At 60.5% G+C, this 14,620-nt stretch carries 10 protein-coding genes and 2 tRNA genes; 8 read left to right on the top strand and 4 right to left on the bottom strand.

The window, feature by feature from the left end; all coding sequences use genetic code 11:
* Positions 1-31: 31 nt before the first annotated feature.
* Complete coding sequence (locus ACM530_RS16010; protein ID WP_416362658.1) at positions 32-1,039, bottom strand: DUF481 domain-containing protein; 1,008 nt, start codon at positions 1,037-1,039, stop codon at positions 32-34.
* 133 nt (positions 1,040-1,172) lie between these two features.
* Between ACM530_RS16010 and ACM530_RS16005 the strand changes: the two genes are divergently transcribed.
* From ACM530_RS16005 to ACM530_RS15990, 4 genes are all read left to right on the top strand, one after another.
* The gene (locus ACM530_RS16005) at positions 1,173-1,535 is read left to right on the top strand and encodes an MGMT family protein (RefSeq protein WP_416362657.1); all 363 of its coding nucleotides are present in this window, start codon (positions 1,173-1,175) and stop codon (positions 1,533-1,535) included.
* A gap of 43 nt (positions 1,536-1,578) precedes the next feature.
* Positions 1,579-3,111, top strand: coding sequence for an AmpG family muropeptide MFS transporter (locus ACM530_RS16000; protein ID WP_242199923.1), 1,533 nt, complete (start codon positions 1,579-1,581; stop codon positions 3,109-3,111).
* A gap of 202 nt (positions 3,112-3,313) precedes the next feature.
* Positions 3,314-5,029 (top strand): proline--tRNA ligase, encoded by a 1,716-nt coding sequence (locus tag ACM530_RS15995; protein ID WP_106578324.1) that lies wholly within the window; start codon positions 3,314-3,316, stop codon positions 5,027-5,029.
* Between the two features lie 20 nt (positions 5,030-5,049).
* Positions 5,050-6,003 carry a hypothetical protein gene (locus tag ACM530_RS15990; RefSeq protein WP_404484714.1) on the top strand — a complete coding sequence of 318 codons (954 nt, stop codon included), beginning with the start codon at positions 5,050-5,052 and terminating at the stop codon, positions 6,001-6,003.
* A gap of 130 nt (positions 6,004-6,133) precedes the next feature.
* On the opposite strand, the gene dinB is transcribed toward ACM530_RS15990, so the two are convergent.
* Positions 6,134-7,192: a DNA polymerase IV gene (gene dinB / locus ACM530_RS15985; RefSeq protein WP_416362656.1), complete on the bottom strand. Its 1,059-nt coding sequence runs from the start codon at positions 7,190-7,192 to the stop codon at positions 6,134-6,136.
* 280 nt (positions 7,193-7,472) lie between these two features.
* Between dinB and ACM530_RS15980 the strand changes: the two genes are divergently transcribed.
* The 4 genes from ACM530_RS15980 to ACM530_RS15965 all read left to right on the top strand — a co-directional run bounded on the left by ACM530_RS15980 (position 7,473) and on the right by ACM530_RS15965 (position 12,042).
* Positions 7,473-7,549: transfer RNA gene (locus ACM530_RS15980), tRNA-Met, on the top strand.
* Between the two features lie 208 nt (positions 7,550-7,757).
* Positions 7,758-7,834, top strand: a tRNA-Met gene (locus ACM530_RS15975).
* 279 nt (positions 7,835-8,113) lie between these two features.
* Positions 8,114-10,756, top strand: coding sequence for a bifunctional lysylphosphatidylglycerol flippase/synthetase MprF (mprF, locus tag ACM530_RS15970; protein WP_145164127.1), 2,643 nt, complete (start codon positions 8,114-8,116; stop codon positions 10,754-10,756).
* Positions 10,756-12,042, top strand: a complete 1,287-nt coding sequence (locus ACM530_RS15965) for a virulence factor family protein (RefSeq protein WP_416362655.1) — start codon at positions 10,756-10,758, stop codon at positions 12,040-12,042. Before mprF ends, ACM530_RS15965 begins: the two co-directional genes overlap by 1 nt.
* A gap of 77 nt (positions 12,043-12,119) precedes the next feature.
* On the opposite strand, the gene recJ is transcribed toward ACM530_RS15965, so the two are convergent.
* Positions 12,120-13,829: a single-stranded-DNA-specific exonuclease RecJ gene (recJ, locus tag ACM530_RS15960; protein WP_145164129.1), complete on the bottom strand. Its 1,710-nt coding sequence runs from the start codon at positions 13,827-13,829 to the stop codon at positions 12,120-12,122.
* 173 nt (positions 13,830-14,002) lie between these two features.
* Positions 14,003-14,545 (bottom strand): YaeQ family protein, encoded by a 543-nt coding sequence (locus ACM530_RS15955; protein ID WP_416362654.1) that lies wholly within the window; start codon positions 14,543-14,545, stop codon positions 14,003-14,005.
* Positions 14,546-14,620: the final 75 nt, after the last annotated feature.

The raw sequence follows: 14,620 nt of genomic DNA, 5'->3' as shown, positions 1-14,620 counted from the left end.
ATCAATATCCGCGCAGGTTGCCAGAGTGCACTTACCAGGCCACACCGAACCCTGCGGTGTACCGGGTCTTGCTCAGGCTGCTTTGCGATTCGCCACTGATGATGTCGCGTTCAGCCTTGAGGTTGAGGGACGCCCATTCGGTGACCTTGTAACGCAGGCCCATTTGCGCATCGAGGGAGTAATCGGACGGCCCGGCGAGCGGCTTGCCCACCTCGCCGTTGGTGAAGAACTCCACGGTCTTGCCCACCAGGTAGCGGTTGTAGTTCCACTTCATGGCCAGCGAGTAGAAATTGGATTTGCCGCCGTCGGCATATTCGTAATCGGTGCGGTTAACCAGCGAACCGAGGGAGAACGCGCCCAGTTCATCGTCCCAGAACTGGTAGCCAGGGCCGGTACCGACCGTACGCTGGCGGGACAAGTCTTCAACCTTGTCGCGCTTGTAGGTCAGGCGGCCTTGCCAGAACCAATGCTCGGTGATGAAACGGTCCAGGTCATATTCCAGCGCCCAGTTGTCGGTGGTGGTGACGTCGTCCTGGAACTCGCGGTTGTATTCGCCCTGCGCGGTATGGCGCCACTGGCCGTGACGGGCCGTGGTCTTGAAGTCCACGTCGTAGTCGTTGGTGTCTTTGTCGGCACGCTTGTAGTCCAGCGCCAGGTCGACGTTGCCCTTCCACACCAGGTCTTCGATGACCGGCTTGGGCTTGAGGATTTGCTGGATGCTGGCCAGTTCCACGGTTTTGGGCGCCTCGCCATTGGCCAGCACCACCTTGCCGTCATCCGCAGCTCTCAGGGATTTGGCCTTCTCACCGCTGTACGCGTCCTGCTTGACCAGTAGCTCCTGGTCACTTTCCAGGGTTTTCACCTGCTTCCAATCCACCGGGATGGCCCCTGCGTAACTGGTCTGAATCAGCAACTTGCCACCGTCGAAGACTTTGATCTTGCCGGTCAGGCGGTCACCGTTCTTTAACCACACGGTATCAGCGAGCAGGGGCGTGGAGGCGCTGAAAACAGCGAGGCACAGCAGGGTTCTGGACAACATAAGCGTATTCGGGGCTCAGGGTTGGCGAAAAGGGGGCGCTATCGTGTTAGATAGCTACGACTGACTCAAGTATTTATATTGAGTTCAATTCTCAACAGCATGATTACAGACGCTTCTTACAAAGACCCTGACGATGCCCACAGTGAATCAACCCGCCGATATTGCGCAAAGCCCGGCAGAAATGCGCCGTACGGCGTTGTACCTGACCTTGGCGCAAGTGCCCAAAGGCTGCGTGGTGAGTTACGGCGAACTGGCGCACCTGGCCGGGCTGGGCCGGGCGGCCCGCTGGGTCGGGCGCACGCTGAGCCAGTTGCCCGAGGACACCCGGTTGCCCTGGCACCGGGTGCTGGGTGCCGGTGGTCGGATAAGTCTGCCAGTGGGCAGTGCCTCAGGTGACGAACAACGTGCGCGTTTACGCAGCGAAGGTGTCAGTATCCTGAACAATCGCGTTGATATTCAGCGTCATGGCTGGCGCCCGGTAGAGCACAGCGGTTAGAGTGCGCGCTTTGTTTCCGCAAATCTGAGGCAGACTCCAGCCCATGCCCCGTAAAACCTGGCGCGCCGCGCTCGCCGCCTATGCCAGCCCCTCGACGTTAGTGCTGTTGTTGCTCGGTTTCGCCGCCGGCTTGCCTTACATGTTGGTGTTTTCGACGCTTTCAGTGTGGTTGCGCGAGGCCGGTGTGGCCCGCGAGACCATCGGTTATGCGAGCCTGATCGGCTTGGCCTATGCCTTCAAATGGGTCTGGTCACCGCTGCTCGACCAATGGCGTTTGCCGCTGCTCGGCAAACTCGGACGACGTCGCTCCTGGCTGGTGCTGGCCCAGACGCTGGTGATCCTCGGGTTGATCGGCATGGGCTTTTGCGACCCGCAAAAGCACTTGTCGTGGCTGATTGCGATTGCTGTGATCGTCGCCTTCGCCTCGGCCACTCAAGACATCGCGGTAGACGCCTATCGCCTGGAAATCGCCGACGACAGCCGCCAGGCTGCCCTCGCCGCCAGTTATATGTCCGGTTATCGCATCGCCGCCCTGCTGGCCACCGCCGGTGCACTGTTCTTTGCCGAAGGCTTCGGCTCGACCGGTTTCAACTATAAGCACTCGGCGTGGACCGGCACCTACGTGCTGTTCGGCCTGCTGATGATTCCGGCGCTGCTGACCACTCTGTTCATGCGCGAACCCAATGTGCCACTGCGCACGCAGTTGCAGGCCGGCCGCTACAGCTTCGTGCATCAGCTGGTCTCGGTGTTTGTACTGATCGTGTTGCTGGTGTCCGTCCCGGCGATGTTCACCCAGCTCTACAACACCGATTTTGCCAGCGTCCTGTTCCACGGCGTCAGCCTGTGGGAGCTGTTGATGGAAGACCGCGCCTTCCTGCGCGCCATCCTCTATATCATCCTGACCACGCTGTGCCTGTCGACCATGGGCCGACGCGGCCTGGCGCCGGTGCTGACGCCGGTCAACGACTTTATCCTGCGCTACCGCTGGCAAGCCTTGCTGCTGCTGGGGCTGATCGCCACCTATCGCATGTCGGACACGGTGATGGGTGTGATGGCCAACGTGTTCTACATCGACCAGGGCTTCACCAAGGACCAGATTGCCGGAGTGAGCAAGATTTTCGGCCTGATCATGACCCTGCTCGGCGCCGGCATGGGCGGCTTGCTGATCGTACGCTTCGGGATCCTGCCGATCCTGTTTATCGGCGGCGTGGCCTCGGCCGGCACCAACCTGTTGTTCGTGATGCTTGCAGACATGGGCCCCGACCTGCAGATGCTGATCTTCACCATCTCGCTGGACAACTTCAGTTCCGGCCTTGCCACGTCGGCGTTTGTCGCCTACCTGTCGAGCCTGACCAACCTCAAGTTCTCCGCCACCCAATATGCGCTGCTCAGCTCGATCATGCTGTTGCTGCCGCGCCTGATTGGCGGTTATTCAGGGGTGATGGTGGAGAAGTTCGGCTACCACAACTTCTTCCTGATCACCTGCCTGCTGGGTGTACCGACGCTGTTCCTGATTGCCCTGCACTGGTTTCAGGAAAATCGACGGATTCGGTTGAGCCCGCCCACCGAAGAATGACTCACCTCGGTCAATGTGGGAGCTGGCTTGCCTGCGATAGCATCAGCGCGACGTAACTGATACACCGCATCGCAGGCAAGCCAGCTCGCACACAAGCCCGCTCGCCACAGAAACACCCCGCGACCTCATGCCTGTACTCCGGCAGCAACCGCCCGTACAATCCCAAGTCATTTCAAGTCCAAGCAACCGACAACGGCCTACCATGCGTACCAGTCAATATTTGCTCGCCACACAGAAAGAAACGCCTTCCGACGCGGTTGTGATCAGCCATCAGCTGATGCTGCGCGCCGGCATGATCCGCAAACTGGCCTCCGGCCTGTACACCTGGCTGCCCATGGGCTTGAAGGTGATGCGCAAGGTCGAAGCCATCGTTCGCGAAGAAATGAACGCCGCCGGCTCTCTGGAAGTGTTGATGCCGAGCACGCAACCGGCTGAGTTGTGGCAGGAATCCGGGCGCTGGGAAGAGTACGGCCCTGAGTTGCTGCGCTTCAAGGACCGTCATGGCCGCGATTTCTGCGCCGGCCCGACCCATGAAGAAGTGATCACCGACCTGATGCGCAACGAGCTGAGCAGCTACAAGCAGCTGCCGCTGAACCTGTATCAGATCCAGACCAAATTCCGTGATGAAATCCGCCCACGCTTCGGTTTGATGCGCGGCCGTGAATTCATCATGAAGGACGCTTACTCCTTCCACGCCGACCAGGCCTCCTTGCAGGTCACCTACGACCGCATGCACCAGGCCTACTGCAACGTGTTCACGCGCCTGGGCCTGAAATTCCGCCCGGTTGAAGCGGACAACGGCTCCATCGGCGGCGCCGGCTCCCACGAGTTCCACGTACTGGCCGAGTCCGGCGAAGACGATATCGTCTTCAGCAACGGTTCCGACTACGCGGCGAACATCGAGAAAGCCGAAGCCGTGCCACGGGAAACGTCCCGCCCGGCGCCAAGCGAAGAGTTGCGCCTGGTGGACACCCCAGAGACCAAGACCATCGCGGCGCTGGTGGAAAAATTCAATCTGCCGATTGAAAAGACCATCAAGACCCTGATCGTGCGCGCCGAAGAAGAAGGCAAGCTGATCGCCCTGGTCATCCGTGGCGACCACGAGCTCAACGAAATCAAGGCTGCCCAGCAACCTGGCGTGGCCAGCCCGCTGGTCATGGCCACCGATGCCGAACTGCGCGACGCGATTGGCGCCGGTGCCGGTTCGCTCGGCCCGCTGAACCTGCCGCTGCCGATCATCATCGACCGTTCGGTCGAACTGATGAGCGACTTCGGCATTGGCGCCAACATCGACGACAAGCACTACTTCGGCGTGAACTGGGAGCGTGACCTGCCAGTTCCAACCGTGGCCGACCTGCGTAACGTAGTCGCCGGCGACCCAAGCCCGGATGGCAAGGGCACCCTGGAAATCAAACGCGGCATCGAAGTCGGGCACATCTTCCAGCTGGGCAACAAGTACAGCAAGGCGATGAAGTGCGAAGTGCTGGGCGAGAACGGCAAGCCGATCACCCTCGACATGGGCTGCTACGGCATTGGCGTTTCCCGCGTGGTGGCAGCTGCCATCGAACAGAACAACGACGAGAAAGGCATCATCTGGAGTGACGCCCTGGCCCCATTCCAGGTGGCCCTGGTACCGCTGCGCTACGAAACCGAGCAAGTACGCGAAGCCACCGACAAACTGTATGCCGAACTGACGGCCGCCGGTTTTGAAGTGCTGCTCGATGACCGCGACAAGAAAACCAGCCCGGGCATCAAGTTTGCTGACATGGAACTGATTGGCATCCCGCACCGGATCGTGGTCAGTGACCGCGGCCTGGCCGATGGCAATCTGGAATACAAGAGCCGGACCGAAGCCGAAGCCCAACCGTTGCCGGTGGCTGACGTGCTGTCTTTCCTTCAGGCGCGTATTCGTCGCTGAAAACCAGATCAAGAGAAGTCATGTTCAAGCGAAACACCAGAGCCCTGGGGGGCGCCGCCTTGTGCGGCGCCCTGCTGGTCAGCGGCTGCGCCAACCAGATGTCGCAACGCAGTGAGCACGAGGAACGGGTCGAGCGCAAATTGCTCGACCACAGCCTGCAGATCGATGTAGGTGAACCCAAAGTGCTGGAACTGCCGCAACGCCGGGTTCGCATTCACGAGCAGAAGACCTTTGAGGTCACCGAATTCGAAGTCACCCGCCGTTACGATCGCTACACCCCCTACCAACCCTGGCGCAAACTCTACGAGATGCCCTTGGGCGCGGTCGCCCTGGTGGCCGGCGCGGGGGCCAACGTGGCGAACATCTTCGCCCTCGGCAACCTGCCGACCAGCATGACGCGTGACTGGCTGAGCTACGGCGTGGACGGCATCAACCCGTTCATGAACGTGCAATCCCACGGCCGTGCGCAACAGAACCTGGCAGGGATCGATGAAGTCCAGCGTGACAAGCGCACGGAGTATTCGAGCCTGCCCTGGAGCGAGCGCCCGGTACAGGTCACCGCCGGCAAGCAGACCCATGAGCTGACCACCGACCGCGATGGCGTGCTGCGCCTGAACCTGTTGGACAGCCCGTTTGCCGAGCAGGACCTGAACCGCGTCACAACCTTGAAGATCAGCGTGGAAGATGGCCAGGACGACGTGCACTCGGACTCCTCCCTGGCGATCAGCAACACCCTGCGCGGCAAGTTGCTGGAAGCCCATGGCCTGATCTACGACGACCTGGAAGACGATGAAGTCAACCAGTGGGTGCACCGGGTCAAGCGCCTGTCGGAGTTGGGCCTTGAGGAAGAAGCCAGTGAGCTGGAACAGAGCCTGATCGAACTGACCCGCAATGATCCCGAGTTGCAGCAGGAGTTTGTGCAGGCACTGACCAAGGATGCGGGGCGGTTGGTGGCGGACCCTGGGGCACGCTAGGACCTCAGGGCAGGTAAAGATCTAAATGTGAGAGCGGGCTTGCTCGCGAAAGCGGTGTATCAGTGATGAATGTATCGACTGACACGGCGCCTTCGCGAGCAAGCCCGCTCCCACATTTGGCTCCCGGTTTTTACCAGGGAAACTGCAGCTGTTCGTTACCGCTGCTCAGATCCAGCAACCGCACCCCAATCCCCAATAACCGCACCGGTTTGCCGCCGCGATTGAACGCCTGGGTCAACAGCTGTTGATAACTCTCCAGATCCCGCCCTGCCCCAGCTTGCTCCAGGGTGGTTTGGGTGAAGTCATGAAACTTCACTTTGACGAACGGCTTGCCCGCGCGATAGCTGCTGTCGATGCGCGCCATGCGTCCGGCCAGGGTTTCCATCAGCTCGGGCAGTTTCTCCAGGCAACTTGAGAGATCCGGCAAGTCCACGTCGTAGGTATTTTCCACACTGATGGATTGCCGACGGCTGTCGTTCTGCACCACGCGGTCATCAATCCCACGAGCCAGGCTCCAGAGCCGCTCGCCGAAACTGCCAAATTCACGCACCAGCGCCAACTTGTTCCACTCACGCAATTGCAGGCAGTCTGCAATCCCCAGGCGCGCCAGCTTATCGGCGGTCACCTTGCCAACGCCGTGCAACTTGTTCACCGGCAACTGGGAGACGAAGTCTTCAACCTGATCCGGGGTGATCACAAACAGGCCGTTGGGTTTTTTCCAGTCGCTGGCGATCTTGGCCAGAAACTTGTTCGGCGCAACGCCGGCGGACACTGTGATGTGCAGTTGGTTGGAGACCCGGCGACGAATGTCTTGAGCGATGCGCGTGGCACTGCCGCCAAAGTGCGGGCTGTCAGAGACGTCCAGGTAGGCTTCGTCCAGCGACAGTGGCTCGATCAGGTCGGTGTAATCGCGAAAGATCGTCTGGATTTCTTTCGACGCTTCCTTATAGGCGTCCATGCGCGGCTTGACGATGGTCAGGTTCGGGCACAGCTTCAAGGCGTGGCGCGATGACATGGCCGAACGCACCCCGTAAGCCCGCGCCTCATAGTTACAGGTGGCGATCACCCCCCTTCTGTCCGCCGAGCCGCCGACCGCGAGGGGCTTTTGTGCCAGGCTCGGATCGTCGCGCATCTCGATGGCGGCGTAGAAGCAATCACAGTCGACGTGGATGATTTTGCGCTGCGTCATATAAACAGAGGGTGTAATCCAACGGGCGGCCAGTATCGCATTCACCCCTGTATATAGCACCAGTAGTTTGAATCTTCCGCTTGAGCGGTAGGAAATTTCACTGATGAATTTATTTTCTCAATCGAAATTCTCCTCCCAATAGAGCTGAAACCCTCAGCCACACTGGCCTCGCGCCCTTCCAAGGCTTGCCTTGGAGAGCTAACCGATTGAACCACAAGCGCTTTTCTTCGATTCACAGGTTGACACACTCGCGTTCCTCTGTAGAATGCCGACACACAGACGCGGGATGGAGCAGTCTGGTAGCTCGTCGGGCTCATAACCCGAAGGTCGTCGGTTCAAATCCGGCTCCCGCAACCAAACATCAAAAAAGGCTACTCGAAAGAGTGGCCTTTTTTGTGCGTGCTTGTTTTGCATGTGTACGCAAATTGTAAGAGAGAAAAATCTTTGTCCGTCGCGCACTTACCGCACGTGGTCGGGGTGAAAGACGCTAATTCACACTAATTTGACCCATCGACCCATTAACGGTTGACACCTCGGCGTTGGGCTGTAGAATGCCGCCCACAGACGCGGGATGGAGCAGTCTGGTAGCTCGTCGGGCTCATAACCCGAAGGTCGTCGGTTCAAATCCGGCTCCCGCAACCAAACATCAAAAAAGGCTACTCGAAAGAGTGGCCTTTTTTGTATCTGACGAAAAAGTTCTTCTGAAACAATGGCATGGCATCTTTCATGAAACCGTACACGGTTTGTAGAGTCCATCTCATTGCAAGCTATGCTGAATGCTCAAGCATTACCCTCTACGACCAATGGCCGCAGTCGCCGCACCCGGCGATACGCGTTAATATTTGTAATTATTTTGTCCATAGGGATTGGTAACTTGGCTGGATACCTCCATCCTGTCGCGCACAATCCACGAGGTGATTGATGCGCGCCAACTCGTCTGAACCACAAGACACCGTCACAGCGACACAACCGATCACACCCACCCGCTTGCGTTGGCTGGATCTGTTGAGCAAATACCGTCAGCCGATCGGGCTGGCCGTTACCCTGTTGCTGTTCGCAATCGCCCTGATCGCCTGCCGACACTTACTGCTGGAACTGGACCTGTATGCGCTCCACGACTCGATCCTGGAAGTACCCAGACCCGCCCTGCTGGGTGCGTTCGCGGCGGCCATCGCCGGTTTCATCATTCTGCTGGGTTATGAATTCTCCGGCGCACGCTATGCCGGGGTAAAACTGCCGGCCAAGACCCTGGCGCTGGGTGGCTTCACCGCCTTTGCCATCGGCAACGCCATTGGCTTGTCGATGCTCTCCGGCGGGTCTGTGCGCTACCGTTTATATGCACGCCACGGTATCGGGGCTTCGGAAGTGGCGCACATGACCGTGTTCGCCAGCCTGGCCCTTGGTACGGCGCTGCCGCCGCTGGCAGCACTGGCCACACTGAGTAACCTGCCGGCGGCATCGACCTACCTGCACCTGTCGCAAGGCGTGCTCGGTGGTATTGCCGGTGCAGTGCTGCTGCTGTCCGCCGCGCTGTGCATCGGCATTTATCGCCGTCGCCTGCCAGAGCAACCTTATCCAGACAACCTGCTGGTCAAGGCGGGGCGTCGTACCCTGCGCCTGCCGGGCCGGCGCCTGACGTTCCTGCAACTGATCATCACCGCGCTGGACGTAGCCGCTGCCGCCACCGTCCTTTATATGCTGCTGCCGGAAGCGCCGCCGTTCGGCCCCTTCCTGCTGGTGTACCTGCTGGCCCTGGCCGCCGGTGTACTCAGCCATGTGCCAGGCGGTGTTGGCGTGTTCGAAGCGATTCTGCTCGCGGCATTTGCCGACAAGCTTGGCGCCGCGCCATTGGCTGCCGCCCTGCTGCTATACCGCATGATTTATGTGGTGCTGCCGCTGCTGATCGCCTGCGTGTTCCTGCTGGTCAACGAGGCCCAGCGCCTGTTCCAGACGCAGCAAAGCCTGCGGGTTGCCTCTGGCCTGGCCGCGCCGGTGTTGGCCGTACTGGTTTTTTTGTCCGGCGTGGTCCTGCTGTTTTCCGGCGCAACGCCGGAAATCGACTCACGCCTGGAAAACATCGGCTTCCTGATTCCCCACCGCCTGATTGACGCCTCGCACTTCGGTGCCAGCTTGATCGGCGTGCTGTGCCTGTTGCTCGCCCAGGGCTTGCGTCGGCGTTTGTCGGCCGCCTGGATGTTGACCATGGTGTTGCTGCTCACCGGCGCCCTGCTCTCACTGCTTAAAGGCTTCGATTGGGAAGAAGCCAGCCTGATGATCATGACCGCCGTGCTGCTGGCGATCTTCCGGCGCTCGTTCTACCGCGCCAGCCGCCTGACCGAGCTGCCGTTCTCGCCGCTGTACCTGGTGGCCAGCGTCTGTGTGTTGGGCGCTTCGATCTGGCTGCTGCTGTTTGCCTATCAAGACGTGCCGTACAGCCACCAGCTGTGGTGGCAGTTCACCCTGGACGCCAACGCCCCACGCGGCCTGCGCTCGCTGCTGGGTGCAGCGGTGCTGTTGGTGATCGTCTCGCTGACCTGGCTGCTGCGCACCGCACGCCCGGTGATTCATCTGCCAACCCCGGACGAACTGGAACGCGCCACCAAGATCCTGATGGCCTCCTCACAGCCCGACGGAGGCCTGGCGCTGACCGGCGACAAGGCGCTGCTGTTCCACCCCAACGATGAAGCCTTCCTGATGTACGCCCGCCGCGGGCGCAGCCTGGTGGCCTTGTATGACCCGATCGGCCCGACCCAGCCGCGCGCCGAGATGATCTGGCAGTTCCGTGACCTGTGCGACATCCATCACGCGCGCCCGGTGTTTTATCAGGTACGCGCCGAGAACCTGCCCTACTACATGGACATCGGCCTGACCGCGATCAAGCTGGGCGAAGAAGCCCGCGTCGACCTGAAACGCTTTGACTTGGAAGCCAAGGGCAAAGAGATGAAGGACCTGCGCTACACCTGGAACCGTGGCACCCGGGACGGCCTGTCCCTGGAGATCTTCGAACCGGGCCAGGCGCCGATGGAAGAACTCAAAGTCATCTCCGATGCCTGGCTGACCGGCAAGAACGTGCGGGAAAAGGGCTTTTCCCTGGGCCGTTTCAGCGACGACTACCTCAAGCACTTTCGTATTGCGATTATTCGCTTCGAAGGGCGCCCGGTGGCCTTCGCCAACCTGCTCGAGACTTACAACCATGACCTGGCCAGTCTCGACCTGATGCGTGCGCACCCGGACGCGCCGAAGCTGACCATGGAATTCATGATGGTTGGCCTGATTCAACATTATAAGAACCACGACTACGCCCGCTTCAGCCTGGGCATGGTGCCGTTGTCGGGCCTGCAACCACGCCGTGGCGCACCGCTGACCCAACGCCTGGGCTCGATGGTGTTCCGACGTGGCGAGCAACTGTATAACTTCCAAGGTTTGCGCCGCTTTAAAGACAAGTTCCAGCCTGACTGGGAACCCCGTTATATGGCCGTGCCCGCAGGACTTGATCCGCTGGTGGCACTGGCCGATACCGCCGCCCTGATTGCGGGCGGCTTGACTGGATTGGTGAAACGCTGATGATTCGACGCTCCTGGCGGTATGTATTGGCCTTTGTAGTGCTGCTCGCGCTGGTCGCGGCGGGTGGCTTCTGGTACTGGAACCGCCCTGCCCCGCAACCGACCCTGGAACAACTGCCCCAGGCCGACGGTTCGGTGATGACCCGCGTGACGCCTAACGGCTCGGCAAAAGCCCGTGTGGCCGTGGCCGTGATGGCCGATGAAACCCTGACCGATAGCCAACTGATTGCCCTGAGCCAGGGCGGCTCCGCGCAAATCGTTCAAGTGATCCTGCCAAAGGATGACTGCAAGCTGCAGGAACAAGCGCTGCAAAGCGCCCTGGCCCAGCTCAAAGGCCCGGCGACGCTGGTCAGCGGCATCGGCCCTGGCGCAGCACTCGCCTGGCGCTGGCTGGCCACACAGAACGACGACAAGGCCAATGCCATCTCCGTCGGCTTTGCCCTGGTGCAGGAAGGCTGTAAGGACCCGCTGCCCAAGACCTCTGCCCATGGCAATTGGCTGGTGGCGTGGAACGACAACCCTGACGATGAAAGTGCCAGTTTCGTACGCGACACCCCGCGCGCGACGACCAGCATCAGCGACTACGACATCCACTACCCGCAAGTGCTGAACAACGAACTGCGCAAGCAACTGGTGGGTTCGGACAACGGCGGCCTGGCGATTCCCGTGGTGGAAGTACCGGCCGGCCAAGCCAAGGACACCGTTACCCTGTTCCTCTCCGGTGATGGCGGCTGGCGTGACCTGGACCGTGACGTCGCCGGTGAAATGGCCAAGATCGGTTACCCGGTTGTGGGCATAGACACCCTGCGCTACTACTGGCAGCACAAAACGCCCGAGCAAAGCGCCAAGGACCTCACCGAATTGATGCAGCACTACCGGCAGAAATGGGGCACCAAGCGCTTCGTGCTGACCGGTTATTCATTCGGCGCCGATGTACTCCCGGCGATCTACAACCGCATGCCGGAAAACGAACAGCAACGCGTCGACGCAATCATCCTGCTGGCGTTCGCACGTACCGGCAGCTTTGAGATCGAAGTGGAAGGTTGGTTGGGCAACGCCGGCAAAGAAGCCGCGACCGGCCCGGAAATGGCCAAGCTGCCGGCTGACAAAGTGGTGTGCATCTACGGCGCCGAAGAAGTCGACGAGAGTGGCTGCACCGACAAGACCGCTGTTGGCGAAGCCGTGAAGCTGCCAGGCGGGCATCACTTTGACGAGAACTACCCAGCGCTGGCACAGCGCCTGGTGGATATCATCGTGAAGCATCAGGCCAAAGACAAAGCCGAGTAACTCCAGGTATTACATGGCTTAAAATGTGGGAGGGGGCTTGCCCCCTCCCACATTTTTTTTTGCAGTGTTGTTTAGATTCAGCGCGGTTCGATATGCGCAATCATCAACTGCACGGTTTCATTCCCACGAAACTCGTTCACATCCAGCTTGTAGGCCAACTCGACCCAACGCACTGTCGGATTAGGCCAGACCTCACGGTCCACACCAAACGCAATGCCATCGAGCTTCACCGACCCGCATTCGCTCTTGAGCACCACTTTGAGGTGCCGCTCACCGACCACGCGCTGCTCGACCAACTGAAACACACCGTGAAACAACGGCTCGGGAAAGTGCTGCCCCCACGGCCCGGCATGCCGCAATGCGCGCGCCAGTTCCAGGTGAAACTCTTCCACCGCCAGGGTGCCGTCCGACAGCAGCCGGCCCGTCAGGTCTTCTTCCCGCAGTTGCCGACGGACTTCAGCGTCAAAGGCTTCGGCAAACAGTGGGAAATTCGCCTCGGGCAAGGTCAGACCGGCCGCCATCGCGTGGCCGCCGTATTTAGTGATCAGGTTGGGATGCTGGCTGGCGACGACCGCCAGCGCATCACGGATGTGAAAACCCTGCACAGAGCGCCCTGAGCCCTTGAGCAGGCCGTCACCGGCATCGGCGAAGGCGATGGTCGGGCGGAAATACCGCTCCTTCATTCGCGACGCCAGAATACCGATCACGCCTTGGTGCCATTCCGGGTCGAACAGGCACAAACCGTAAGGCATCGATTCCACGGGCAAGTCCTTGAGCTGGGCGAGCGCTTCGCGCTGCATGCCCTGTTCGATGGATTTGCGGTCCTGGTTCATACCGTCCAGCTGCGCCGCCATTTCCCGCGCGGCGGCGAAGTCGGTGGTGAGCAGGCATTCGATGCCCAGGCTCATATCGTCCAGGCGCCCGGCGGCGTTCAAGCGCGGCCCGAGGATAAAACCAAGGTCGGTGGAGGTGATGCGCGCGTGGTCGCGCTTGGCGACTTCAAGAATCGCCTTGATGCCCGGCCGCGCACGACCGGCGCGAATACGCTCCAGGCCCTGATGCACCAGGATGCGGTTGTTGGCGTCCAGCGGCACCACGTCGGCGACACTGCCCAGGGCCACCAGGTCGAGCAACTCGCCGATGTTCGGCTGAGGCGTGTTGGCGTACCAACCCAGGCTGCGCAGTCGCGCGCGCAGGGCCATCAGCACATAAAAGATCACGCCTACGCCGGCCAGCGCCTTGCTGGGAAATTCACAACCGGGCTGGTTCGGATTGACGATGGCATCTGCCGCCGGCAGCTCATCACCCGGCAAGTGGTGGTCGGTGACCAACACCTTCAACCCCGCCGCCTTGGCCGCCGCGACGCCTTCGACGCTGGAAATGCCGTTGTCCACGGTGATCAGCAACTGCGGCTCGCGCTGCAGCGCCACCGCAACGATTTCCGGAGTCAGGCCATAGCCGTACTCGAAGCGGTTGGGCACCAGGTAGTCGACATGGGCCGCACCGAGCAAACGCAGGCCCAGGGTGCCCACCGTGCTGGCAGTGGCACCATCGGCGTCGAAGTCACCGACGATGAGGATGCGCTGGCGCTGCTCCAAGGCCGTCACCAGCAGGTCCACCGCCGCGTCGATGCCCTTGAGCTGCTGGTAGGGAATCAACCGCGCCAGGCTCTTGTCCAGCTCAGCTTCGGACTGCACCCCGCGTGCGGCGTAAAGACGGGTCAACAGCGGTGGCAATTCACCGAGAAACGGCAGGACAGCGGGCAACGGGCGAGGATCGATACGCATGGGGCGACGGAAGCTTCTCTTCTAGTACAACGGTTAAACAACAATGCTGAAAGCAACATGGATCAACTGTAGGAACCGGCTTCTGTGGGAGCGGGCTTGCTCGCGAATGCATCACCTCGGTATAGCTGAAAGACCGAGGTGTCTGCATCGCAGGCAAGCCAGCTCCCACAATTTCAACCGCGCTCGCCAACCAGCCATTGCAGTTGCACTTCGTGCTGGCCGCGATCGTCGGTCACAAAAATCGTGCCTTCACTGATCATCACGTCCCACTTGATCACGCGCGGCATGTCCTTGGCCAAGGTCTCGAGGACTTCCTGCGGCACGGCAGCGATGTGCACGTTCTTCAGGTTGTTGGCCACCGGCACCACTTTGCCTTCCCACACGCGCAAGCTGCCATAGGCCAGCAAACTGGTGCGCTCGGTACGGCGTGAACACCAGGTCAGGCGGTCGGCGTCAGGCTGGCCGACTTCGATCCAGTGCAGAACCCGATCATCCAGGCTTTTTCCCCACAGGGCTGGTTCGTCTACATCTGACAGGCCACGACCGAACGCCAGTTGCTCGTTGTACCAGAGGGCGTAGGCCAGCAGGCGCACGGTCATGCGCTCTTCGGTTTCCGATGGATGGCGGGCGATGGTCTGTTTGACGCTCTCATACACCGAGCGATCAAGGTCGGTGAGGTTGAGTTCGAATTTGTAGGTCGTGGACGGCTGGGCCATGAACGGGCTTCTAGAGACAGGGAAAGGCGGCCAGTCTAACCGATGGCGAGGTCAATCAACGAATACGGCGTTGCA

This window comes from Pseudomonas sp. NFX183, from assembly GCF_047943075.1.
Taxonomy (GTDB): Bacteria; Pseudomonadota; Gammaproteobacteria; order Pseudomonadales; family Pseudomonadaceae; genus Aquipseudomonas.
This window is presented reverse-complemented; position numbering and strand designations above follow the sequence as displayed.